Source organism: Hyphomicrobium sp. (assembly GCF_003987855.1).
GTDB lineage: Bacteria > Pseudomonadota > Alphaproteobacteria > Rhizobiales > Hyphomicrobiaceae > Hyphomicrobium_B.
Window position 1 is genome coordinate 156,318 of the sequence record NZ_RXIZ01000013.1, and the last position, 24,016, is coordinate 180,333.

The following is a 24,016-nucleotide window of genomic DNA, read 5'->3' on the forward strand; positions in this document are numbered from 1 at the left end:
GTGCTCGTGGATATCAAGAGCAAAGACCAGGCTATTGAGCGCGAAATCGAAAATCTCAAAGAGGAGATCGTCAGGCATCTGCGCCATCAGGTCGGCGTGACGACAGAAGAAGCCGCGCCGCGCGATTGGCTCGTGGCTTGTTCGCTCGCGGTGAGGTCCTTGTTGGTGGATAGATGGCACGCGTCGACCGATAGCCGCCGAAAGATGAAGCAGGTCGGCTATCTATCGATGGAGTTCTTGCTGTCCCGTCAGCTTCAAAATGCTCTCTTGTCGTTGGGACTTGAGCGGGAGTTTTCAACCGCTTTGAGCGAACTCGGCATCGACCTTGACAAGATTGTCGATCTGGAAGCTGAGCCAGCTCTTGGGAATGGCGGTCTGGGCAGATTGGCCGCGTGTTTTCTTGATTCAATGGCGAATATCGGAGTGCCGGCGTACGGGTACGGAATCTACTTCGAGTACGGCATGTTCCGGCAAACATTTGCCGGTGGCTGGCAGATCGAGCAGCCCGAAGAATGGCTGGTGGGTGTCAATCCCTGGGACTTCATGCGCTCCGAACCCGCTTTCGAGATTGGATTCGGGGGACACGTCGAACACCGCGATCAACGAGCGATATGGACCCCAGCCGAACGCGTGATTGCGACAGCTCATGATCTGCTCGTGCCTGGGCACGACAATAAACTCGTGAATACGCTGAGACTCTGGTCGGCGAAGCCGCTCCATGGCTTCGATATCGCAACGTTCAATCGCGGACGTCATATCGAGGCTTTCGCAACGAAGATTCGATCGAAAACTTTGTCGCGTCTTCTTTATCCCGATGACAGCACCGAGGAAGGGCGCGAACTCCGCCTGAAGCAGGAGTACTTCTTCGCCGCGGCGTCCGTGCAGGATATGCTGACACGCTTCGTGAGGGAGTTCGGCAAAGATTGGACGCTGTTGCCGGACAAGATATCGATCCATCTCAATGATACTCATCCTGCACTCGCGCCGGTCGAATTGATGCGTCTGCTCGTCGATGAGCATGAGCTGGGATGGGACAAGGCCTGGATCATCACCAACTCGGTAATTTCCTATACCAATCATACATTGATGCCGGAGGCGCTCGAGACGTGGCGGCTCGATCTGATGAACCGCATCGTGCCGCGGCATTTGCAGATCATCGAGGAGATCAATCTCCGGCTCGTCAATTCGCCGGAGGTCACATCTAGCTCCATTCGCTCGAGCGAAGTTTCGATTGTCTCAAGCGATCAAACACCGATCGTGAACATGGGCCGTTTGTCTGCCTATGCGAGTCATCGGGTCAATGGAGTCTCTGCACTTCATAGTAAGCTCGTGCGGGAGGACCTCTTTCCGGACTTCGCCGCACTTTATCCCGAACGCTTTTGCAACGTGACGAATGGCGTCTCGCAAAGGCTTTGGCTTTATCAGTCGAACCCAGCTCTCTCCTCGCTCATCGATGACTTGGTAGGCGTCGACTGGCGCCAATCCTTTGATCCCTCTCCGTTGGCTCGCTTCGGCGATGACGCCAGGGTGCAGGACGCGATCGACGCGATCAAAACTCGCAACAAGGAGGCTGCGGCAGAGCGGATCAGGCGGCTTACCGACCATCGCATCAATCCGAGCGCGATGTTCGACGTACAGATCAAGCGGATCCACCAGTACAAGCGCCAGCTCTTGAACATTTTGGGCGTCATCGCCCGCTGGAACGCGCTGAAGGAAACAAAGGGGGCTTATCCCTCTCGCGTCGTGTTGATGGGCGGCAAGGCGGCGTCGAGTTATTGGCTAGCAAAGCTCATCATCAAGCTCGCGAACGACGTCGCAGCCAAGCTCAACGCTGATCCGGATACGAAAGATCGACTAACCTTCGTCTTCCTGCCGAACTACAACGTATCGATGGCGGAATGGCTTATTCCAGCGGCTGATCTTTCGCAGCAGATTTCGCTGGCCGGCACCGAGGCGTCGGGCACAGGCAACATGAAGCTCGCGATGAACGGGGCGCTGACGCTTGGGACGCGCGATGGAGCAAACATCGAGATCGCGGAGGCTGTCGGCGAGGAGAATACGTTCATGTTCGGCATGAACGTCGCCGAGGTCGAGACGTTGCGTGCGCAATATTCGCCGCACGCGGTGAGCGAAGCAGATCCTGTTCTCAAAAAAGTGCTCGATCAGATCGGCGGAGGCTTATTTTCGCCGGATGAGCCGGACCGTTTCCGGCCCATTCTCGATTCTTTGCTGGGACATGGCGATCGCTACATGGTGCTCGCGGATTTCGCGGACTACCTACGCGCTCAGGCCTATGTTGATCGCAATTGGCTAGATAAGGAAGCGTGGAACAAAAAAGTCATCACGAACATCGCAGGGATGGGGCGCTTTTCCTCAGATCGCGCGATCAGGCAATATGCCGAGTCCATTTGGACCACAGGATCCTAATAGCGCAAGGCTTCATCATCTAATCGGGCAAGCTGAAGCAGAGTTTTGCTCGGGAGTTTTCCAAGACGAGCAACGCGCGTTGGCTATGCGAACACAGCCGTATTCACAGCACCGAAATGACATGCCGTCGCTGCCAGCACGAAGGCGTGCCAAATGGCGTTGTGGTACTTAAGGTCGCGCCAAACGTGGAAAATCACGCCTGCGGAGTAGAGGATACCTCCAGCGGCCAGGAGGACGAGTGCGAGTGGGGAAACGGTATCGAGAAGGGGCCGATAGGCCAGCACGCCGACCCATCCGAGGAGAAGATAGATTGGAATATCGGCGCCTTTCCAGTTGGTCGTGATTAATTTCAGGCCAATACCGAATAGCGCCGTCGTCCAGACGACGGCGAGAAGCGCGTATCCTGCAAGTCCGCCCATCACAATCGCAAATGGCGTGTATGTTCCGGCAATCTTGAGAAAGATCGCAGCGTGATCAAGGCGCTGAAGCATGCTGCGCCATTTCAGCGAAGCGCTCATGTTATAGGCTGCGGAGCATGCGAACATCGCCACCATGCTCAACCCGTAAATAACTAAGCTGAGCGCCAATGCAGCGGGAAGATGCCGGGTCCCGGCGGCAATCATGGCGATGGCGGAGACCAGCCCGACGGTTATACCGATGATGTGGAGTACATTGTCTGCGCGGCGCTCTTCTCGCGTGTACATTTTTGAAGAACTCCGACCGGCTAAGATCACAAGCTTGCTCTACAGCATTGTGTTCCCGGATAATCCAAGCGGGGCAAGGGGTAGTTCAGCTCAAATTCCGCACATGCGCACCCGAGAAAACTGATCCTTCGGAACGCGCGCGTATTCAGCTGGTTTGCATCAGGAGTACTGCGTGGCAGGAGCGGGCAGTGCAGTGCAGACCGAGCAGCAGGGATAAAAGTTTCCGCGATGGTAGGGAATTTCGGAACGGGTAGGGCCCGGAAGCATTTCTTTCAATAGCGGGCAAAAGTCCTGCCAACAATAAATATGAGGAGACGACCATGCGTAAGATCATCGCCATCGCCGCGGCCTTCACGTTCGCGGGCGTTGCTGCGGCGGCCGCGGCCGATAGCACGACCGACAAGCTCAAGATGAACGATAACGGCGGCGTTACCAACCAGCCGGGTGGAAAGACCTCCGACAGAACGCCGAACACGGAGTCACCGGATCGCGGTGCAGGTGCTGGAACCTCAGGGGCTGCCGGAACAGGTGCAGCAAAGTCCCCGGAAGGCACCTCGACGCGCACACCGGACTCTTCCAAGCAGAAATCGATGGACTAACTCGATCAGGGAGCCGCGGTACGCGGCTTCCTCTTTTTTCATGGGGTACTATGGGAAATCCTCTCGACCCGCCAAGTGTACCGCAACCCACCCAAGAGCCTGGTCAGCTGCCGCCGTTGCCGCCGGAGCCTACCGAACCGCCGCATCCAGCTCCCAATCCTATTGAAGATCCAGGCAAGGATGATCGCTAACTCCTTTAAGTAGGGCTTTCGCGACTAACCGTGGATTCAGTCGTTGATGCTGTGCAGAATTTTGTCGCGTTCTGACACACCGCGCGATCCGCAAAGTGATATATTCAAGACAGACAGACCACTGTATCGCCCAGCCGATAGTCGCGCGCCTTCGTGTGCATGGTTTGACAAGGCTAGCAAGTCTAGCCACCTTCCATTATGGACACCGGTGTTGGATCACGTCCATTGGAGGCGATCGTGGACATTGGCGCCGGGGGGCCGTCGCAAATCGCTGTTCCCATCTCGACAAGCTTCGCGTGGACGGTTCGCCGATGGTCTCTCCGACATCTTTGGTATCGGGGTCGCTTACGGCTCCGGCGAATGAAAAGGCGAGAGAACGGCGCGGCGGCAGCGCAGCGTTACGAGAAAGATCCAGCTGTCCAGTTCTCAGATGGAGTCAGTGTTGTTTTTGCCGATCTCTCTGGTGACAATGGCCTTTCGCGCGCTGCGATTTATGATCTCGTCGAAATCAGGAAGCGCCACGCGCACGTCGTCACCATTGATATTCGTGATGCGATCTCAGGCCGAAAGCTAGATAGTCCCATCTATACCGACCTCGTTTCGAACGCCTATTTTCTCTGTCAACCCGACATGTACGAGCGCGTGCTTCCGTTGATCGCGCCTGAAGCGATGGCTGGAGCCTATCGTGTCGGGCGTTGGGTGTGGGAGACGCCGAAGTTTCCACGCGCCTGGAATTTCGCAAGCTCTCTTATTCACGAGGTTTGGGCGGCATCGGAGTTTTCAGCCGAGGTCTTTCGTCGCGGAGTGGGCATCCCCGTGCGCGTCGTCATGCATGCGGTGCAGCCGCCGCCACCATCCTCGGTAAATATTCGCGCGCAGTGGGGAATTGATCAAAAGACCTTTCTCGGCCTCGCCATCATGGACATCAGGTCGTGCCCGGAGCGAAAGAATCCGTGGGGACATGTGCTGGCTTGGAAGGCCGCTTTCGGGAACAATCGTGATGCGTTGCTGATCTTGAAAGTCCGAACGAGCAAGCGGACGCGCCTCGTGCGTCAAGAGTTGCGAGAGCTCATCGGCGAAGCCGACAACATCAGATTGATGGATACGCAGCTGTCGGAAGCGGAGTTGAGTTCCCTGCAGCGCTCTTGCGATGTCTTCCTGTCGCTTCATCGGTCGGAGGGTTACGGCCTCAACATTCACGAAGCATTATTGTGTGGAAAACCCGTGGTTGCCACACACTGGTCGGCCAACGTCGAGTACGGGCCGCAGTATCCAGGGTATCATGCGGTGCGGCATCAGCCGATAAAATATAGAGATTGGACAGGTCATTACGAGGATAAAGAGTTCTTCTGGGCGAATCCCGATATTGCGCACGCAGCGGACTTGCTTTCGGACATCTATGTCCGTACGCAGGAAGCCAAATTGACAAATGAATTTTAGCGGGAGAGCGCACGATGAAATCGGTCTGCGAATTGGTTTTTGATAATTGCCCGACAATCTCCCAATTCGTTCAACTGAACGCTTTTACACTCGCTTGACAGGCACTTTGAGGTATCGTTTTGGCACGGATCGTATTTGCTTCTCCCGCGCCTCCGATGAAAACGGGAACAGCCCGGTATCTTTCTCTCTTTTTGGAGGAATGCGGCGATATTCTCCGTGATCACCAGCCAGTCATCGTGGCTCCTTCAGGGCTGGGAGCACCGAACCCTTCTCTGAGGGGTATTCCGATTGTTTCAGATCGAGATTATTGTCCCGCAGAAAACGACGTACTATTTATATTTGTCGCCAATAATCGATTTCATAAGTTCGTTTTTTCGATTTTAGAGCGTCGCAAAAAGAGTTCGCGAGTCATCTCGATAATTCATGATCCGCAGAGTTTCATGAATGTGGATCATATTCAGCGCAATTTAGGTCGCAAATATGATCCGGAGGGAATGGTCAAAGATTTAAAATTCGAAATTCCTAATCTTCGGGAATGGATCATGTCTCGCTGGCAGCAGGCTGGTTTGCCGCAGATACTGAAATTCAACTTGATGGCGCAATCGCGCATTATCGAAGCTTCCGATGTCATGGTTGTCCATAGCTATTACGCGGCTTTGAAGCTCCTCCTCGAGAGCGGGCACGGCGTAGAGAGGATGCCTCCGATACTGGTTATGCAACATCCTAGAGATCCATCGATAGAGGGTCATCCTTTGTTGCCTAGGGGCCGAAAGTTTGTCGTCGGCTGCTTCGGATGGATTTCGCAAGCCAAAAGGCCGATCCCGATTATTTCTGGGTTCTCGCGCTCTCTTTCCAGCCTGCCGGCACATGAGCGGGAAGCCGTGGAGCTCAAGTTTGTAGGGGAACTAACCCAGAAATCGCTAGATCCAAGTGTTCTGGCACAAGCTTACGGGTGTGAAAAAAACTGCGTGCACCTTGGGCATGTTTCGGACGAACGGTTTCTCAGAGAAATGTCGACCGTGAACATCATGTTCAATCTGCGGTTTCCGTCTTGCGGGGAGACGAGCGGTACGCTCAATCTCGCAAAGGAGATGGGAATCCGCGTCGCGATGACGAACTATCAGGCATTCAAAGAGGAGAACGCGGACTTTCTCATTAGCCTTGCTCCGGATAAAGAGGTGGACGAAATTTGTGCGGCCATAACTGCCGTCTACCGCGATTGGATTGCCGGGAACGCAACAACGAGCAGGGCGCCTTCGCCGCGCTACGCGTTGCCAAAAAAATTCGACGCGCGCCAGGCGTTGCAGTGGGTCTTGAGCCAAGAGGCGGCGGCATGAGCGATTTTAGAACGATGCTGAAGTTTTGGGTGCCGTTCTTTGGAACCCGGCAGCTTCTAAAGCGCATCGAAAAGCTCGAGCGTGAAGTGCATGAGCTAAAAAGCGGAGACGCGTCGTCGCTAACGCTTTACTATGAGGCTCGCATTGAGGCTTTATACGACGCGATATGTCAGAGAATTTCTCTGGACAGTCCTGTTTTCGAAGGCGGAAAGATTCATCTCTCGCCCGATCATGTTTCTCCCGGAGTGAAATCCGCGAATAGCGCACGAGACGGTTCGCCGACATCACAAGATCAGATGTGATTGGTTCTCGAACGTGGCTGAAAGCGAGTTGATGTGGACTTGCTGAAGGTTGCTGCTGGCTGAGGTGCCGCCGGTGAAGCCGAGATAGGCGTAGTGCGATCCGCCCTCGTAAGTGGCGACGATGTCCTGGGTGAGAGTTCCCTTCTGAACACCGTCGAACCAGTAAGTGAGGGTGTGGTCTGTGGCGTCCCAACTGACGAGGACGTTGTGCCATTTGCCGTCAGTTACGTTGCCGTTGCCCAATCCCAGTTGATCGCTGATGCGGCTCGTCGCCACCGGCGCGCTGGTGTTGAAGAAATCGGTATGGTCCTGAGCAACATCGCCGTATGGCTTGTTTTGCAATGTGTCGAAAGCGATGCCCAAGCCGTTCTTGATGCCGACGGCTCCGTAGTTGGCGCCATTTCCGCCACGGGCGAAGCCGCCGCGCGGATCGCTCTGCAGAACGAATGCGACACCATCGCCGCCTTTGATCTTGGTGCCGAGATAAATATCGAACGAAACTTGGAAGTCGTAAGAGAGATCAACGCGCTGGTCGAGCATGACGGCACCAGCTTTCTTGGCAGCATTCGGAGTCAACGTGAAGGTGTGATGGATGCTATCGTAGGTGGCTGCTCCACTGCGGTAGGCTTTATTTGACAGAGCGATAGGATCTTGGATGTTGGCGTAGTTGCTGCTGACGTGATCGAAGTAGGCATCTACTGCGGTGACTCGCACCTGCTGAAGGTCGTGCGAGTTTCCGGCCGCGGCGGTAAAGCCGGCAAAGGCGGTGCTCTGGCCACCGAGATACTGCGAAACGATGTCGCCGGCGAGTGTACCGCTTAGAGTGCCATCAATCCAATAGCGAAGCGTGTGGGCTTGGGAATCCCAGGTGACGCCGACCTGGTGCCAGCCGCCATCAACGATGTTGCCGATATTGGTCGGAGAGGTCAGCTGATATCCGCCAGCATCGGTATCAATGATGCCTGTGTGATTGTAAGCGGGCTCTTGAAGCGAATTGCGATAGGTATCGAACTCGATGGCGAGACCGTTCTGAATGCCGATCGCACCAAGGCTGCCGCTGATTCCCGTCCCAAGAGCGTTGGCTCCGCTGGGATCGTTGTGAAGGACGAAGGCCAGCCCGTCTGCCGGTTGCCCTGGTCCCATGTAGATATTGAAAGCGATGTTGAAGTCGTGCGTGAGATCAATCTTGTCGTTGAATGTTGCGCCGCCCGTCTGGCCGACGGAATCGGGCGTGAGGGTCAGCGTGTGGTAGGCGTCGCGGATAGTCGCTGAACCGTTGAGCGTCATGTGCTGCGCGATAGAGGAAACTTCGAATATGCTGCCGTCGTGGGGATGCGGCGTCCCGGGAGGCGGTCCGACCTCGAGGGTGCCCGATAGTGAATTGAATTGTACCTGATGGATGCCGCTGATGCCGCCCGACGCGCCCGTCATGCCGAAATAGGCGAAGCTCGATCCACCGAAGTAACGCGCAAACTGCATAGAGGTGAGTTGGAGATAGCCAACCTGCGCGCCATCGTACGTGTATGTCAGCGTGAAGGACTGCGCGTTCCACGCGACCGCAACGGAATGCCACTGCCCGTCGGTAAGATTGGCGATCGGTGTTTGACCGCTCAATCGATACGCGCCCGCATTGGGGTCCGTGGCGATTATCCCGGTATGGGGAGCGGCAATATCGCCGAGCGGAACGTTCTTGTATGTGTCGAATTGAATGGCGATACCGTTACGCAGTCCGGATGCACCAAGGCTGCCACCTCCACCGCCTATAGCATCGTTGCCGAAGGCGTCGTTGTGGAGAACGAACGCCATGCCATCGCCACTGATTGCCTTCGCGCCGAGATTGATGCTGAAGGACAGATTAAAGTCGTGTGTGAGGTCAATGCGCTTGTCGCTCATCACCGCTCCGGTCTGCCCCGGGTTGTCGGTGTTGAGGGTATAAATATTGCTGCCGAAGGCGTGCGAAGCCGTTCCGTTCAGCATAAAGTTTGTGTCCGGTATGCTGGGTGCGGTCGTGTCCACTCCGAATTGGCTGATCTTGATCGTCGCAGCGACGGATGGGGTGCCGTTCTCGTTGTTCGCGAACAGCATCCAGTAGCCATTCGTCAAGGCGTTGACGTTTGGCGGAAGCGTAACTTGAAGCGTATGCGCATCGATGTGCGTGAAGGTGAGGCTGAAGGAGCGTTGCTCGGCATCGAAATCGTGCGTGGTTGAGCCGAACTTCACGAGTTCGAGCTTCTGAATCACATCGGCGTTGTCGAGTGAGATGGTGAAGGTCTGGCCTTGTTGAAGTGTCTTGGGCGCTTCCGTGATCACGGGACGATCGGTGCGCAGCGTGCCATCGGCGTTGAGAAGATAGCCCGGCGTATAGATTTCGGAGTTGAGGTTCGTTAGCGGCCCTGGCGCCCCGCCGCCGGCCGAGAGCACGGTGCCGTCGGCGAGCAGGATTGCGGTCGAGTGGTAGAAGCGTCCGACCGCCGCGTTTGCGTCATTCGTCCAGTGGCCCGTTTCCGGGTTCCAGATCATGGCCTGGTTGGTTTGCGTGGCGACGCTGCCGACACCGCTGGCTCCGAGACCATTGCTGCCGCCCGTGAGTAGAATGGTTCCATCGGCAAGGTTGGTCAAGTTCGACCAGGCGCGGTTGGAGCCGACACCGTCCGTCTGCGTGAAGGTCGGCGTGCCGCTGCTGATATCCATGATCCAGGCGTTACCGAACTTATCGATCGTGAGGATCTTGTCCTGCGCGAACATAGTCGCAGGATCGTAGGCAACGGACTCAAAAGGCGTGTGGCCGAGTTGCGTGATGGTGCCGCCCCCGGTGGTGGTGATCTTGAAAATTGTTCCGGCGTTCTGGCCTTCGTTCTGGGCGGAGTAGCCAACCACCGAGCCATCGCTCGCTAGCCAAGCCCGCGGATAATACCAGTTGTTCGCGATGTCAGCGCTGGCAAGCCCCGGCATCGTTTTCCAACCGGATCCGGTCGTGTAAAGCTCTGGCGTGCCGACGCCACGGTGTTTGGCGTCCGAGCCGCCAAGCACGAAAATGGTGCCGTCGCCGAGCGTGAGGGTCGTGGCGTACCAGCGCGAGTACTGAAGCGGTTGCGCCTTGTTGAGCGTCAACTGATCCGTCTGATAATCGAAGGTGTGCACATAGGGAACGCCACCATTGAAGTTCCCGAGCGTGCTCGCGTCGCCCCCGGTGATGATTATATGATCAGTAACCGGATCGATAACACAGCACGAGCAGAAGATGTTCGTGTTCTGGACGTAGTTGAGGGTGGTGTGAGTTCCCGTCCCCGGATCCCAAAGGTCGTAGAGCATGTGGCTGCCCTGCGCGCCGGCGCGGTCCGTACCGAACGTCAGGATCTTACCATCCGGCGTCATGAGGGAATGGATCGCCACGATGGGCCACGGCGAGACTTGGCTCCAACTTCCTGCGCTCATATCGTCAGGTTCCTGCTATCGAAATGGGATTTGGCCGCTAGCGATTTGCCGTCGGATGCGATGGCCCGCGCGCTTACGCGTTTCATTTTGGGTCAGAAGAAAATTATGTGTCGATGACGTTTCTAACGCTGCTCGGCTTCGACTTGAAGGAGGGCAAGCGGAAATGATTGCATTTTAAGTTAAGTTGAACCGTCACGCGCAGATGTTGATCTCGACTGTCTGTCGAGACGAATGCGCGCGATTAACTTCAAATTGAATCCGTAATTGAAGCAAATCGGCAGAAAGATAATTCTACTTACCCGCGCCTCTTGATGCTTCCGCGGAGGACAATCGGAGTACCGTCGCATGCTGAGCAATGAAGTGGTCGCGAACAATCGTCCGGCGAGCGCAGGCATCGCGCCTCAAAACTCAGATGAAGCGATGCAGGGGCGGCGAGCGATCATGAACTCATCGATGGCATTGGCTCAAATCGTAAAGCTCATGCTGCAGTCGCCGAACCACCGCAACTTTAGCTTATCCGATCTGGAATGGATGGTGCTGCCGGCATTGAGCACGGGGCAACTCGCGATGGCCGAAACGCGGCCTGACGACGCCGGTATTCGCCAGCCGTTGGCCGTGTTGTTCTGGGCGTCCGTCTCGCCCGAGATCGATCAGCGACTGTCGGCGAATCTCGATGCGCCGGTGCGTTTGCGCCCGGATGAATGGCGATCCGGCGATATCCTTTGGATCACAGACATGATCGGCGACATGAGCACCGGTCATGCGCTGGTAAAGAATGTCGTCGATAGCATCCTCGCGGGCCGCACAGTCAAGGTTCGCTCGATGGACAGCGCAGGAAAGCGCATCGTCCTCGAAATCAATTCGGCCGGCGTGAAGGTTCTCGCGCCAGCTTCGTCGGAATGCTGCAGCAGCCATTCCGGCTCATTTCCTCCGAACGGCGTGCTTTGTGCATCCTGCGTCACGACCGGATGCACGGGCCGCTGCCGTCAGGGGAAGACTGCCGCGGGAAGTCATCCTGCAAATCATTAGGGCGCTCGCCGGCAGCAGCTGGTACGACGCGCATGGGAGTTTACCGCGGTGTCGTATTCGGAGTGTCATCGCATCCTGCCGAGCACGTGGCGCTCTTCGCTGACCGAGGGCGTAATTAGCCTATTTAGCCAGCTTTCAGCTCATGCAGTCTGTGTTGTCGCCGCCTTTTTGAATCTTGTCATCGGTGGCGTTTCTTTCGCCATCGGTCATGATTTCTGGTCGACCCTCCTGCTCGGCACAACGATATATCTGACGTCTGTTGCGTTGCGTTGGCTATGGAGCGGAGATGCCCATCTTCCGAGCTTCGCCATGGGCGCGCTCGGACTTGGCATCGGTGTGCTCATTGCCTCGGGCATCGATGCAGCGCAGACGCAAAGCATATCGGCTATCTGGCGCAGGACGTCCAACTTCTGGACGGCACCATTCGTCAGAATATCTCTCGCTTCCAAGCGGACGTTTCATCAGAGGCCGTCATTGCGGCGGCCGAACTGGCGGGTGTGCACGAGCTGATCTTGTCGTTTCCTGATGGCTACGAAACGGTTGTCGGCTCCGGTGGTATGATGCTGTCGGCGGGTCAGAAACAACGCGTGGGGTTGGCGCGAGCCGTCTATGGATTGCCGTTCCTCGTCGTGCTCGATGAACCCAATGCGCATCTCGATCGTCACGGAGAAGATGCCTTGGGTCTGGTATTGCGCAAGCTGCGCGCTGCGGGTTCGATCGTCGTCGTTGCCGCGCATCGTTCAGCGATACTCTCCGAAGTGAATAAGATGCTGCTTCTCGAGAACGGTCAGCCCGGCTTCTTCGGAAGCAAGGATGACGTGCTCGCACAACTCGCGGCGGCTACACGAAAACAAGCGGATCGAGGTCTTCATGTCGTTGGCGCATAATCTTGAGAGTGCCGTCAAGAGCCTCAACCGGCACGCAGGGCTCGGGATTGCCGCCACGTTATTGGTCGTCGGCGCAACTGCGAGCTGGGCATCGCTCGCGCAAATCCAGGACGCCGTCATCGCTCAGGGAACGGTGGCTGTGAACTCGCAAAAAAAGCGAGTCCAGCATCCCGACGGCGGAATTGTTTCGGAAATTAATGTCGACGATGGATCGCATGTGGAATCGGGGGCGATCCTTTTCCGGCTCGACGGCAAGCAGCTTTCTGCCGATATGGGCACCTTGCGGCGGCGGATCTTCGAACTCGCCGCGCGGAGGTGGCGTTTGCAAGCGGAGCGCGACGGCAAGGGTGCACTTCCTGACTGGCTTCCTCCCAAGGAGGCTGGGGATGAGACGGGCGATGACCCGGACTTGAAGGCCGTGGCTGATGGACAACGCCAACTCTTCAGTACGAAGCTCGAGGTTATTAAGCAGCAGAAGGCTCAGCTCCGCGAGCAGATCAATCAGCTGCAACAACAAGTTGTCGGTCTGAACTACGTCGAGGAGGCCCGCAACAAGCAGCTCGGCATCGCACGGCAGGAAATGGCGAAGCTTTCAGAGCTGGCGAAGACAGGACTTGTTCCGCTTACGCGCTGGGGCCCAATTCAACGCGAGGAGGTGGGCCTCGTCGGCGAGGTCGGACAGGCGCATTCGGAAATAGCAAAGGCCAAGGGGCGCATTTCTGAATTGGAACTCAGGCTGATCGAACTCGAGCAGGATTATCGGAAGGAAGCTCTGGTTGATCTGCAAGCCGTGGAGGGCGAGCTCAGTCAACTTGCTGAGAAGCGCAGCGCGATCCAGACGAAACTTCAGCGCCTGGATGTTCGCGCGCCGGCAACGGGTCGTATTCATGAACTCGCTGTTCACACTGTTGGCGGCGTTGTCGGCGCTGGTGATACGCTGGCCTACATCATCCCGGACAACGACAAACTCATCGTCGATGCGCTCGTTCCTCCCAAGGATATCGATCGTGTTCACAATGGTTCGCTGGCGCGTATTCGTTTCACGTCGTTCGATCGCACGACGACCCCGGAACTAAGAGGCACGGTGCTATGGATCTCTCCGGACCAGGAGCTGGTGGGAGAGTACAAGCGACCAGCCTTCCGCGTCCGCATCGACTTAGATCCGGAAGAAGTCGCACGGCTCAAGGATGCGAAGATCGGACCCGGCATGGAAGCGGAGGTCATGCTCACGGGCAGCGAGAGGACCGCTCTGAGCTTCATCATGAAGCCGATGACCGATCAGCTTCATCATGCGTTCCGCGAACGTTAGCCCCAGCGATGATCACTTAGCGGTGGCCTGTGCGGTTTTTATCTGATCGAGCGCCTTTTGAATTTGTGGGTCTAGTGGTGTGAGCTTACGCGCGGCCTCATACGCGCTTATGGCTTCAGTCAGCATCCCCATGTTGAAGTACGACCAGCCCAGCATCTTCCAACCGTTGACGTCGTCAGGTTGCTTTTCCAGGCGCGCGGCAAGTTTCGCAATCATCGTATCGACATCGGGCAGCGCAGTGGATTCTGGGCGCGGTTCAGCAGGCTTCGATTGCGTATTGCCTTCAAGGTTGTCCGCATAACTGCGGAGCGCATCGAGCGCCGCCGCATCATCCGCAACGGAGCTGTTTTCGTCGGCGGACGTTGTGTTGAGCTGTGCGTTGCGGCCGGCGATCTCGATCGAGCTTCTTCCAAGATTGTTCTTGCTTTCGGCAAACAGCGCGAAGCATGACGCGGAGACTGCGGTGAGAACAAGCAACACGCTGACCGAGGTATAATTGCTCGTCGCCGCCCACCGCCTTGCCAACGCCAATGCTGGATGGCGTCCGTGGAACTTGATCCGAAACGACAGGAGGGCGACCGCGAGGAATAGCGCAAGGGTTCCAACAGCGACGGAAAACTCAATCTGCATCCTCTCTGCTCCTTATTTATTCCCGCTCATCATCAAAATCAGCGAGCTTGCGAACTCGAGCCGAAACACACCTTATGGACCTGGGATCTTGGTTTCTGTGATTGGAGTGATCACCCCGTTTACGTGGTACTTATGGCAAGTCGTGCACTCCTGACGCACCAGGTTGGTGGCATGGCAGGACCGACAGGTTTCTTTTTTGATCGGAGCAAAGCCGGAGACAAACTTGTCGGGATTGCCTTGATCGTAGCTCGCTAAATACGGGCGCGATTTTTCGAGTTCATGGCATGTCAGGCAACCGCGTTTATCGAGCATCCGAAAATGCGGCTCATGATTGAAGGTCGTAAAGCGGCCGTGCTTTGCAGCGCCGTTGATTTGCGTGAAGTTCACAAGCCGCGTTCTACCAACCTCGTCGATGCTATGGCACTTGGTGCAGGAGCCTTGGGCGTCTTTGTTCGTGAGCACTTCAAACACCTTGCTTGACGGCGTGTTGCTGCCCGTCGATGCTTGTGGCCCCGTAAGTTGAAGCCACGCGTAGATGAAGCGGTCCTTGTGCCCTGTGGGACGGTAGTAAATCGTATAGTCTTGTGCGTACCAACCGCCGAACTCTGCCCAACTTTCGGCATCGACATCGCTTCCCATTCCTCCGATCTGCGTCCCGGATTGTGCTGCAGAACCCGCTTTGCCGGGCGGTTCCGGAAGCGCGCTTCCCACACCGGCATTTGTCGCGTGCGCTTTGATATCGCGAATTTCGGCCTCCGTGGGCGACAACAGGTCATCCGACTGGGCGTTTTGCGTCGGCTCGGTAGTTTCCACGTCTCTAAGTCCCGCATGCATCGCTTGGGGGAGCGGAACAGTGGAAGCGTTCTTTCGGGGCGTATTTTCGGTTTGTGGTGGGGCATTTGTCTCTTCGCCGCTCGAACCGGGTCCGACAATGCACTGGCCCAGGATGCGCAACGCGCAGGCCGGTGGATCGCGTTTGACGAGTTTCTTTGGTTCGCTCTCTGCGGCTGCACCTGCCGATGCCGCGGGCGACTCATCGCGAGCGGAGGCAGAATCGTCATGCGATGCACTGGGAGCATCTGTCTTTAAGCTGGCGCTCGTGTTCTGGTGCTGATCGCTTGTCAGCTGCGCGTCGACGAATGGCCCGTCGGAAATCTCCTTACTCAAATGGGGCAGCCACTGCCTCTGCGCGCTCAGGATGACTTCGCGGGGCAAGCCCGCAGCGAGATCAGCTCGGGAAATTGCGTTCACATGCGAACTTCCGCTAACGGTTAGATCGGGCAGAACGTCGGATGCTTTGGCAGCAATGAGCGTGTTGAGCAGGCGCTTGATCTCCCATGCCAGTTCGACCACCACTTTGAGTTGATCATCGTTGGCCTTGTTAAGATCCTGTAGGTTCAGGCCGCTGGTAGAGGCTAAGAGCGAGCGGCCTCGGGGGGTACGGCTCAGGATTATTCGCATGAACGGCGTGATCTCTGCTTCCGAAGCATCCGGCCATTCACCGAGCGCAACCTTCCTTTCTTTTAAAGTTTGAACGTCGAGTCCGGGTAATGTCAGGAACGCGATGCCCTTCGGTCCGCTCGCGCGCTCTTTGCCTTTGATTTGATCGAGATGGCACGAACTGCAGGTTTGCTCGAAAGGCGCGACGGACATTATTGATTTGTCACCGCGACCCTGATGACATGTCGCGCAGGTGGCAGGGATGCTCTTGGTGCGGTCTTTCTTTGCCACCTCGGGAAAGTGCTTATCGAAGTGGGCGGCGTGATCGTAGATGATTGGCGTTCGGCGGACGAAGGGATAATTCTCGAACTGCGGGTGGTTTCCCTCGAAGCTGTCGAACTTGACGACATGGCAGGACCGGCACTGCTCGTTCGCAACGTGCATGAGATTGGAATGTGCGCCTTGGTGTTCTTGATGACACGTCGCGCATCCGATGCCACCCGCAGCGGCGTCATGGGTCGGAAACAGCTTGCTTTGAGCACGAGCAACGAGAGGTGATGGCGTTCTTGACGCGACCTGCAGCAACTTCTGGGTGCTCTGCTTCAAGAGATCGGATGTGGCGCCGTGCGGGTTAAAAGCCGCATCCGGCATTTGATGACATGCAAGACAGGCTTTACCGTCCGAATGCGGGCTTCCCGCTACAAGACCGCGAAGCCAGCTCACCTTGCTGCTGCCGCTGCTGGTGTGACAAGTGCTGCAAGCCTTTATAGCGCTGTGCGCGCTTGTAAGCGGGCCCGGCATCAGAAAGCGCGTGTCCCGTGCGAGGGCGAAAATCGCAATGAGGCTTGCAGCGGTCAGCACCGCGACGAGACGCGCGATGCGATCGCGCAATGCGGACGGAGAGACGTGGTTGGGACCCTCTCGACGCCAGAGCGGCTGCCACATCACAACGAACCTGATGAAAAGGAATAAACTAAAAGGATGTGCAGCGCGACGAGAACGATCAAACCGTAGGTGACCGGCACGTGGACGAAAAGCCATGCGCTTCGCAGCCAAAGTAGGATTCGCCCCCCATCAAGACGATCCTTTTCGACGACAATCGCTTTAATGACTCTAAGCACCTCCTGATGCTGCGCATCGACATAGGGAGATAGCGCATCGATCTCATTCGTCATGCGCCTCAGACGCGCGCCGGATCCGATGCGATAGAACGGAAAGCTTCGATCGCTTTCAATGAAATCGCGCAGACGTTTATGGTAGAGGTCGGCAATCCAGCTGCTATGCGGCAATTGGGGAAGGATCTCCGTGCCGACCTGGTCGTCGAGTGCAGCGATAAGGTCTCGGGCATTGCTCGCAAGTTTGGTACGGCGCGCGTTTAGATCGCCGGATAACACATCATCATCTATTCCACGCCGCGCTGCCAACGACCAAGAAAGATACGTGCCGCCGAGTCCGCTCAGCGTAATCAACACGAACCCTCCCCACAATGCCCATGCAACGCCTGTATCCGGAAGCGCGAAATTGGAGTGAGATAGAAACGCGGCAATCAAGATGCAACCGATCACAATGTGCGCCGACCGCCAACGTTCTCTTGCTTTCAGTGAAAGCCGTTTGGTGGCGATGTGAAAGAAAACTTGGGCAGCCATGCCCGCAGTTAGCAACCAGCCGTCGAGATAGCGTGGGTCGCGCAGACTGTCTGCGTAAATTTCAACGAGATAGAAAATCGTGATGGAGGCAACCGCAATCAAAGCGCTGCGCACTACGAGGCTTTGGAAGGCGCGCGTGTGCTCCCAGTCGATTCTCGAAATCGAATTACTATGCGGAACGCGTCGCACGGCCTTAAGTCACCCCCAACACAACATTCTTTCGACGGCCAGCGCAGAACAGCGCTGATCAGTTGATCGCCGCGGGCTTGCGCGGCGTGCCTTTGAATTTTTCGGGGCCGGGAATCATGCTGTCGAGGCCGGCCATCGAACTGCCGTCGTACTTGTCAGTCATGCTCACGATCAGCTTGGACACGCCATCTGCGGCTATTGCCAGCAAGCGTTCGTTGTTCAGCTTTAGTCCCGCAGAATGAGCTAACTCGACCATTTTGGCGATTTCTGGCACGTTCGGTGCGTTTTTGGCAGCGACGGCGAGTTGCTTGCGCGCGCGGTCAACGCGTTGCGCCATCAAGAAAGCGTATGCCTTTCTCGTCGTGGCCTTTGCGACCGCGCGTAGTGACATTTCGAGTTCGACGCCCAATCCAACGAGAAAGAGCATTCTCTTGCGTGCGGCGTTCGCCGGAACGTTGGCTTTTCCCTTCGAGTACCACGTGTTGTGCAACACCTCGCCCTGGGACCATGAAACCAGTTCGAACGGACTGCCCGCTTGGTGGCTGCCCTTGTTTACGAGAGCTTCGTTAGGAACGACGTGACAGCCGTAGCAATTCTTCGCCAACTGATAGATCGCGTGGATGCGGATCATGCCTTTTGCCTCGGCGAGTTTCCAGCGCTGCGCCTTCTCGGCGCTTGTTTCCGTCTGAGCCGTCTTTCCGCTGTAGCTGCTGTGCAGCTTGATCCACTCTTTGCCCGAGCCATGACAGGATTCGCAGGATACTCCGGCGATGGGCTCATCCTTGTCGTCTTTCTTCTGAACCGTGTAATGGCAATTAAGACATAAGCTTTCCGCCCTTATGCGGCGAACGCCCATCCGTTGCGCGATCTTGTTGGCTTCGAGATTGCGCGGCATTTCTCGGAAGGTCTTGAAGTGGTGTGATCCCTTCCACGCCTCGGTCTCCTGCTTGTGGCATTCGGCGCATGCATTTGGACCAGCGATCTTCTCTGGTTCGTTTGCCACAGCAGCGTCCGTACGGATTGTTGCAAACAGCGAAATGGCGAATGCGAAAATAGTAAAGCTAGGGCTGAGGCGAACGCGCACTGTGAAGCTTGCTGGTGGTGGATGCTTTGGTTGCCGAGATAAATTTGCCAAAGGCCTACTCTTGTACGTCGTAGTGAGGTGCTAAAGGCTGACGGAGCGTGCAAAAGGCAGTTGGAGCATTGGCCGCTCGCTCGGTATCGCGATCTTACGGACGTTGCGCGATCGACCATTCGGTCGGCGCGGAGCTTCGTCGGATGGAACAAATGGATCGGCGTAGCACGTTGCTCCGAAGCTCGCGGCTATCGACTTGATTGAGTTGACCATCTCCGGCGCGCCGCATGCATAAAGCGCGTCTGTCGAGAGAATTTTTGGAAGATAGTCCGTGGGACGACCTGGCATCACGCCGCTCGGAAGCGCGTATGGCCCGCTGCAAACGGGAACGATGAAGACGTTCGGAAACTGCGCGAGGCGAGCCAGTGCCGGAGCCATATATAATGACTCAAGTGTGCGGCCGCCGACGATGATCATGATTCTTCGCGACGGATTTTCCCGGAGCGCTGCAATGGCAATCGCCCATATCGGGGCGAAACCGGTATTCGTGGCCACGAGAATAAGACGGCCGCCCGGCATTGGCCGGTAGTGTGCCGAACCATACGGTCCTCGTAGGATCACGCGATGTCCGAGCGCAATGCGGTGCCCGAGCGCCGGGCTGACATGGCCATCCTTTAGGCGCCGAATGTGAAACCAAACGGAACGACTATCTGGCGCCGCGTATACGGGTTGGGTGATGCTATAGGCGCGTTCTGGGAAGCCCTTGAACTGCACACGTGCGTATTGACCAGGGTGATGGGGCAGCGCGTAGTTGATGCGAATACCGATTTCGGTCACCTCGGACGTCACGTGCCTCAAGGCTGCGAGTGTGCCGCCAACTTCTCGAACTGCACCTAGACTGATCGTCTCGAACTCAGCTTCGCCGGCGATGCGGCACTGGCAAGCGTGTACGATATCAGGGTCGCGGGCCTCTCCGCCATGTACCCGACCGGAAGTCAGTCGGACGCAACACGTTCCGCAGTGGCCGGAGCGACATTGATGCGGGATGCTGACTCCGCTGCGTAAGGCGGCGTCTAAAAGCAGCTCACCCCCTTTAGCGATGAAGCTTGTGCCGTTGATCGTGATTTCGTGACTGTTCGGCATCCTATTATTCCGAATGTACTTCATATGATCTGCCAAGCGAATGAGCCCACTTGGGCGATCCCACCCCAGCATCGAAGCCGTAAAAACCTAGGGTTTTCCGACTTCCATTCGCTCTGAGACTCAGCTGCTCGTGCGGCGAGAAAAAGCGACGATAGTGAATTGCTAATTGGCTATCGTGTTCGGAGCGTGACCACATTTGAATTATCACTGTGGCGGGTTCGTTATTGAATTAAATAAATGGGAATGAATCCTGGGAGAAATTATCGCGACATTGGGTCAAAGCAATTCCCATGAAAACAGCCCAAAAATCAGCGCTCTGCACACTTAAAAGGTCTGCAGAGCATTTGCCATTTGAGGCGCGAACTTGGGAGATCGCATTTTCAATTTGATTGGCTTTTCTCAATTCTGGAATTTTATTCGGCCATATCGCTGCCCCTTTCCGGCTTTTGATTTGCAGTGGCTCTACAATCCAGCGCGGGGGCGCTTCGCGATAGGCGATCTAGGTTGGGGCCGCTCTGACAGATGATGGGGACAAGGGGTGGCTATGGGACGGTTTTTCTGCGCGTCGGTGCTTGCCTGCGCTTTGTCAGGTGTAGTGCTGAGCTATGGGGCATCTCTTGCAGATGAGGCCGCCGTTGCGTCGGAGACGATCCAAAGCCAATCCACGAAAAGTGTGCATCAATTACGCTTTGCAGAAAACACAGGAGAGGTGAGGCGGCGCGAGGGTGAAGCCGCCAAACGGGCTGACGAAGACGTGCAGAAAGCCGATCCCCATGCGGGAATTGACGGCGATGAGGCGTTGTATCCGACAGCGGCGCAATGCGGAGGCTGCCACAAGCAAATCTATGAGGAGTGGTCTTCCTCGCAGCACGCCTATGCTTCGATTTCGCCGATGTTTCACAAATTCGAGCAGAAGTTTCAGAAGCTGACGCAAGGAACCGTCGGAACGTTCTGCGTGCGCTGCCATCAGCAAGTCGGGACACAGCTCGGTGAAGCTCGCGAGGCGCCGCTATGGGCGCGCAGTCAGATCTCGCGCGAGGGCGTAACCTGCATTACCTGTCATCGGGTCAAGGAACAGTACGGCAAGGTCAACGGCGAGCGCCGCGTCGAGCCAGGCAAGATCTACGAACCCGTTTATGGCAGCGGCCAGAAGAGCGTTATCAATAAGGTTCTCGCGAACAAGGACACGTACTCCGTCAAGACCGCTCCGGACGGGCGAGGCAACGACATTCATAAAGGGATGATCACGAACGATCAGATTACGAAGTCGGAATTTTGCGTCAGCTGTCATCAGGTGGCGGTCAACCTTGGGATCAAGCTTGAGATCGTTTGGGATCAGTATCGGGACAGTCCGGCGCGCAAGGCAGGAATCAGTTGCCAGGATTGCCACATGGGCAAGGTACCTGGACAGCCCAAGGGTTACGCGACCGCGCCGTCCGCAATAGTCGGAGGGAAGGAGATCAATCCGGGACGGAAGCATGCCAATCATCGGTTCATAGGTCCGGGTTATTCGATCGCGCATCCCGGCATCTTTCCGCACAACACCAAGGCTCAGGCCTACAGCGTCGAAGATTGGCTGACGTTCGACTGGCGCGGAGGTTGGGGAACCGCCAAGTTCGAGGACAAGGTAGCGGCTGGAAAGATTAAGGCGAAATTTCCCAAGCGTTGGGCCGATGCACTCGACCGCGAGGATGCGCGCGAGATCATCGAAGAAAATCTGAAGAAGCTCGACGAGCGCGACAAACTTCGCCGCCAAGTGATGGAGAACAGCAGTAACGTCGACGGCCCGTACATCGCGGGAACACCGCGCATCGGCGCGGATTTGGCATTCTCATTCAAAATCAAGAATACGAATACAGGGCACAACCTGCCGTCGGGTTCTCTCGGCGCGCAGCCGCAGCTTTGGGTGAACGTAGCGCTTGTTGATCCTGACGGGCAGAACATCTGGGAATCCGGTTACGTCGACAGTAACGGCGATATGGCCGATCTCCACAGCCTGGACGTAGCGGCGGGTCGCATCGATACCGATCAGATGCTCGTGCATTTTCAAACGAAATTTCTCACAACGAATGTCAAAGGGACGGATCGGGAAATGTATTTGCCGGTCAACTTCGACATCGATCCGTTGCCACAACTCAGGCCTCCGAGCATTCCGACAACGGTCCTCAATCATCCGCCGCTGGTGCGTATGGAAAACCATTCGCTTACTCCCCTGGGGATGAGGGAGGCGACGTACCAGGTTCCGGGCAACCTGATCACCAAACCGGGCAAGTACCGTCTCGCCTTTCGCATGCGCAGCCGGGCCGAACCGATTTACTTCATGCGATTTGTCGGTGCGACGAAGGCGATGGAGCAGAGCATGAATGAGCGGATCATGAGCTTCCATGACTTTGCGGTGGACGTTGACGTCAAAGGCTAATGGCAAGCGACTGAGCGTTTCGGATTTGGACCTCGAAGTCGGTTCAAAAAGCGGGTCCGAAGCCTCTCTGAAAGCACCCGATCCTCTGCGCGAGGGCGGTGGCAAGATGTGGGAGCTTCTTTATGACTCGCGACGCCACGGGCGCCTTGCGATTTGGCACTGGAACAACTGCAGCTGTCGTGACCCTTATGGCAACAAGCTATCTGGTGCTGTCGGGTACCAGCGCTCGACCTCAGTCCAGCGAATCCACCACTGAGATCAGCAATGCGGGAGGTTGGGTCACGACGGCGTCGAGCACGGATGCGGTGGCTCCATCAACGCAACAGCAGAGGAATAGAAACGAGACCATCGTGCCCAAGCAGTATCTAGGCGGCGACGTTAAGGCAGGAGGCAATCAAGAGGCATCGGCGAAGAACGCCAAGAGCGGTGAAAAGAAGAGGTCGTCCACCAAGGGCGCGTTCCGAGATGATCCGAAATACTCGAAGAAATACGATGCAGCAGGACAAACTGACATCTACGGCGGCAAGACGGCTGTGGAGCCGCCGCGGCCGCTGCTCGAGATCGGACGCGAGCAATATACTTCCGGCATTTACGACGAGAGCAGCACCCTGTTCGGAAAGCTCAATCCGCTTTTGCCGGGTTTGTCCGTTTACGGCGATTGGCGGACAGCCATGGCCTACAATAGCAACAACGGCAAGGACATCGCCCAAGTCGCGACGCGGCTCAATCTGGATGTCGACCTCAAGATAACCGCAACGGAACGCATTCACGCGTTCTTTACGCCGTTTCAGGATGGCAACGCGAAGTTCACCCGCTTCGAGTTCAGCGGTGGCGATGGCGATGGAAGGTTTACCGATGAACTCGATTTCGACCCTCAAACGCTGTTCTTCGAGGGCGATCTGGGTTCAATCTATTCAGGCGTTTCTGGCAAGTATGCGGGTTTCGATCTGCCCTTCACGGTAGGTCTCTTCCCGCTATTCCTGCAAAACGGAATTTGGGCCAACGATGCTATCCTTGGCGGAGCGGTAACGTTTCCCGCCAAAAACTCATCTACGTTGGGGCTGTCGAACTATGACCTCACGTTCTTTGCAGCGTTCGACAACGTCGATAATGCAAGCTTGATTGGCGTCAACGGCAAGGTCGACAATGATCACGCCAATCTTTTCGGCGTGACGACCTTTGTGGACGCCTTTAACGGTTACGTCGAGGCCGGTTATGGGTTCATTCAAGGTACAGGCGCGTTCGACAATGTGGAACAACACTTTCTCACGGCCGCTTACAGCAGGCGCTACGCGAACACGATTTCAAACTCGACACGCCTTTTCGCCAACTTTGGAGATGATGGCCACGGCAATGGCGACGGATTTGCGTTCATTTCCGAGAACAGCTTGATCTCGCCGCTTCCTCTTACGCTTCTGCCCTACGCAAACTTCTTTGTCGGGGTTGGAAACCCTGAGCCGCTCGTCGACGGCAATAACGCAGGCATTTTGAAGAACGTCGGCATCAACTTTGAGACTGACGCATTGACCGGGTATCCGAAGCTCGACGACACAGCGTCCAATACCTTTGGCGGCGCGCTCGGGGTTGAGTATCTCTTCAACCTTGATCAGCAGCTGGTGTTCGAGGTCGCGACGGTTCAGCCATTCGAAAACGATGGCATCGGCGCTAAGGCAGCTCAATACGGCTTCGGCGTTCGTTATCAGATTCCGATCACGAGATCCTGGTTGTTCCGAGCTGATGCAACTTATCAGATTCAGGAAGGGCAAGACGACAACTTCGGTTTCCGTACTGAGTTGCGAAGCAAGTTCTAGAGT

General features: G+C 56.4%; 17 protein-coding genes. 10 read left to right on the plus strand and 7 right to left on the minus strand.

Features of this window, described 5'->3' with window-relative positions:
• The first annotated feature begins 6 nt into the window (after positions 1-6).
• Complete coding sequence (locus EKK30_RS11890) at positions 7-2,427, plus strand: glycogen/starch/alpha-glucan phosphorylase (protein WP_290985157.1); 2,421 nt, start codon at positions 7-9, stop codon at positions 2,425-2,427.
• An 83-nt stretch (positions 2,428-2,510) separates the two neighbouring features.
• Here EKK30_RS11890 and EKK30_RS11895 read toward each other — a convergent pair whose 3' ends face one another.
• Positions 2,511-3,131, minus strand: a complete 621-nt coding sequence (locus tag EKK30_RS11895) for a hemolysin III family protein (protein WP_290985160.1) — start codon at positions 3,129-3,131, stop codon at positions 2,511-2,513.
• A 320-nt stretch (positions 3,132-3,451) separates the two neighbouring features.
• Between EKK30_RS11895 and EKK30_RS11900 the strand changes: the two genes are divergently transcribed.
• The 4 genes from EKK30_RS11900 (at position 3,452) to EKK30_RS11915 (ending at position 7,000) form a co-directional block, all read left to right on the plus strand.
• Positions 3,452-3,730 (plus strand): hypothetical protein, encoded by a 279-nt coding sequence (locus tag EKK30_RS11900; protein ID WP_290985163.1) that lies wholly within the window; start codon positions 3,452-3,454, stop codon positions 3,728-3,730.
• A 551-nt stretch (positions 3,731-4,281) separates the two neighbouring features.
• Positions 4,282-5,361 (plus strand): glycosyltransferase, encoded by a 1,080-nt coding sequence (locus EKK30_RS11905; protein WP_290985166.1) that lies wholly within the window; start codon positions 4,282-4,284, stop codon positions 5,359-5,361.
• Between the two features lie 119 nt (positions 5,362-5,480).
• Positions 5,481-6,698, plus strand: coding sequence for a hypothetical protein (locus tag EKK30_RS11910; protein ID WP_290985169.1), 1,218 nt, complete (start codon positions 5,481-5,483; stop codon positions 6,696-6,698).
• Positions 6,695-7,000 carry a hypothetical protein gene (locus EKK30_RS11915; protein WP_290985172.1) on the plus strand — a complete coding sequence of 102 codons (306 nt, stop codon included), beginning with the start codon at positions 6,695-6,697 and terminating at the stop codon, positions 6,998-7,000. Before EKK30_RS11910 ends, EKK30_RS11915 begins: the two co-directional genes overlap by 4 nt.
• On the opposite strand, the gene EKK30_RS11920 is transcribed toward EKK30_RS11915, so the two are convergent.
• Positions 6,983-10,435 (minus strand): galactose oxidase-like domain-containing protein, encoded by a 3,453-nt coding sequence (locus EKK30_RS11920; RefSeq protein WP_290985175.1) that lies wholly within the window; start codon positions 10,433-10,435, stop codon positions 6,983-6,985. The genes EKK30_RS11915 and EKK30_RS11920 overlap by 18 nt on opposite strands.
• Before the next feature lie 345 nt (positions 10,436-10,780).
• Here EKK30_RS11920 and EKK30_RS11925 point away from each other — a divergent pair, with 345 nt between their 5' ends.
• The 3 genes from EKK30_RS11925 (at position 10,781) to EKK30_RS11935 (ending at position 13,660) form a co-directional block, all read left to right on the plus strand.
• Entirely contained in the window at positions 10,781-11,464 is a 684-nt protein-coding gene (locus EKK30_RS11925; protein WP_290985178.1) for a toxin-activating lysine-acyltransferase, read from the plus strand.
• Positions 11,465-11,739: 275 nt separating this feature from the next.
• On the plus strand, positions 11,740-12,351 hold the full coding sequence (locus tag EKK30_RS11930) for an ATP-binding cassette domain-containing protein (protein WP_290985181.1): 612 nt from the start codon (positions 11,740-11,742) through the stop codon (positions 12,349-12,351).
• A complete protein-coding gene (locus EKK30_RS11935; protein WP_290985184.1) occupies positions 12,335-13,660 on the plus strand; it encodes an HlyD family type I secretion periplasmic adaptor subunit in 1,326 nt (441 codons plus the stop codon). Before EKK30_RS11930 ends, EKK30_RS11935 begins: the two co-directional genes overlap by 17 nt.
• Before the next feature lie 12 nt (positions 13,661-13,672).
• On the opposite strand, the gene EKK30_RS11940 is transcribed toward EKK30_RS11935, so the two are convergent.
• The 5 genes from EKK30_RS11940 to EKK30_RS11960 form a co-directional block, all read right to left on the minus strand.
• Positions 13,673-14,290 (minus strand): hypothetical protein, encoded by a 618-nt coding sequence (locus EKK30_RS11940; RefSeq protein ID WP_290985187.1) that lies wholly within the window; start codon positions 14,288-14,290, stop codon positions 13,673-13,675.
• A 72-nt stretch (positions 14,291-14,362) separates the two neighbouring features.
• The gene (locus EKK30_RS11945; protein WP_290985190.1) at positions 14,363-16,675 is read right to left on the minus strand and encodes a hypothetical protein; all 2,313 of its coding nucleotides are present in this window, start codon (positions 16,673-16,675) and stop codon (positions 14,363-14,365) included.
• A complete protein-coding gene (locus tag EKK30_RS11950) occupies positions 16,675-17,490 on the minus strand; it encodes a hypothetical protein (RefSeq protein ID WP_290985193.1) in 816 nt (271 codons plus the stop codon). The genes EKK30_RS11945 and EKK30_RS11950 overlap by 1 nt, the downstream gene beginning before the upstream one ends.
• A 133-nt stretch (positions 17,491-17,623) precedes the next feature.
• A complete protein-coding gene (locus EKK30_RS11955) occupies positions 17,624-18,568 on the minus strand; it encodes a cytochrome c family protein (RefSeq protein WP_290985196.1) in 945 nt (314 codons plus the stop codon).
• A gap of 162 nt (positions 18,569-18,730) precedes the next feature.
• On the minus strand, positions 18,731-19,783 hold the full coding sequence (locus tag EKK30_RS11960) for a 2Fe-2S iron-sulfur cluster binding domain-containing protein (RefSeq protein ID WP_290985198.1): 1,053 nt from the start codon (positions 19,781-19,783) through the stop codon (positions 18,731-18,733).
• Positions 19,784-20,327: 544 nt separating this feature from the next.
• On the opposite strand from EKK30_RS11960, the gene EKK30_RS11965 reads away from it, so the two are divergent.
• Positions 20,328-22,202, plus strand: a complete 1,875-nt coding sequence (locus tag EKK30_RS11965) for a multiheme c-type cytochrome (protein ID WP_290985201.1) — start codon at positions 20,328-20,330, stop codon at positions 22,200-22,202.
• A gap of 122 nt (positions 22,203-22,324) precedes the next feature.
• Positions 22,325-24,013: a hypothetical protein gene (locus EKK30_RS11970; protein WP_290985203.1), complete on the plus strand. Its 1,689-nt coding sequence runs from the start codon at positions 22,325-22,327 to the stop codon at positions 24,011-24,013.
• The last annotated feature ends 3 nt before the right edge of the window (positions 24,014-24,016 follow it).

What these genes read in the sequence shown, in the direction of transcription:
- EKK30_RS11925 (WP_290985178.1), top strand. Translation starts at nt 10,781, where the DNA reads ATGCTGAGCAATGAAGTGGTCGCGAACAATCGTCCGGCGAGCGCAGGC.
- EKK30_RS11945 (WP_290985190.1), bottom strand. Translation starts at nt 16,675, where the DNA reads ATGTGGCAGCCGCTCTGGCGTCGAGAGGGTCCCAACCACGTCTCTCCG.
- EKK30_RS11935 (WP_290985184.1), top strand. Translation starts at nt 12,335, where the DNA reads ATGTCGTTGGCGCATAATCTTGAGAGTGCCGTCAAGAGCCTCAACCGG.
- EKK30_RS11960 (WP_290985198.1), bottom strand. Translation starts at nt 19,783, where the DNA reads ATGCCGAACAGTCACGAAATCACGATCAACGGCACAAGCTTCATCGCT.
- EKK30_RS11970 (WP_290985203.1), top strand. Translation starts at nt 22,325, where the DNA reads ATGACTCGCGACGCCACGGGCGCCTTGCGATTTGGCACTGGAACAACT.
- EKK30_RS11920 (WP_290985175.1), bottom strand. Translation starts at nt 10,435, where the DNA reads ATGAGCGCAGGAAGTTGGAGCCAAGTCTCGCCGTGGCCCATCGTGGCG.
- EKK30_RS11915 (WP_290985172.1), top strand. Translation starts at nt 6,695, where the DNA reads ATGAGCGATTTTAGAACGATGCTGAAGTTTTGGGTGCCGTTCTTTGGA.
- EKK30_RS11940 (WP_290985187.1), bottom strand. Translation starts at nt 14,290, where the DNA reads ATGCAGATTGAGTTTTCCGTCGCTGTTGGAACCCTTGCGCTATTCCTC.
- EKK30_RS11895 (WP_290985160.1), bottom strand. Translation starts at nt 3,131, where the DNA reads ATGTACACGCGAGAAGAGCGCCGCGCAGACAATGTACTCCACATCATC.
- EKK30_RS11930 (WP_290985181.1), top strand. Translation starts at nt 11,740, where the DNA reads ATGGAGCGGAGATGCCCATCTTCCGAGCTTCGCCATGGGCGCGCTCGG.
- EKK30_RS11965 (WP_290985201.1), top strand. Translation starts at nt 20,328, where the DNA reads ATGGGACGGTTTTTCTGCGCGTCGGTGCTTGCCTGCGCTTTGTCAGGT.
- EKK30_RS11905 (WP_290985166.1), top strand. Translation starts at nt 4,282, where the DNA reads ATGAAAAGGCGAGAGAACGGCGCGGCGGCAGCGCAGCGTTACGAGAAA.
- EKK30_RS11900 (WP_290985163.1), top strand. Translation starts at nt 3,452, where the DNA reads ATGCGTAAGATCATCGCCATCGCCGCGGCCTTCACGTTCGCGGGCGTT.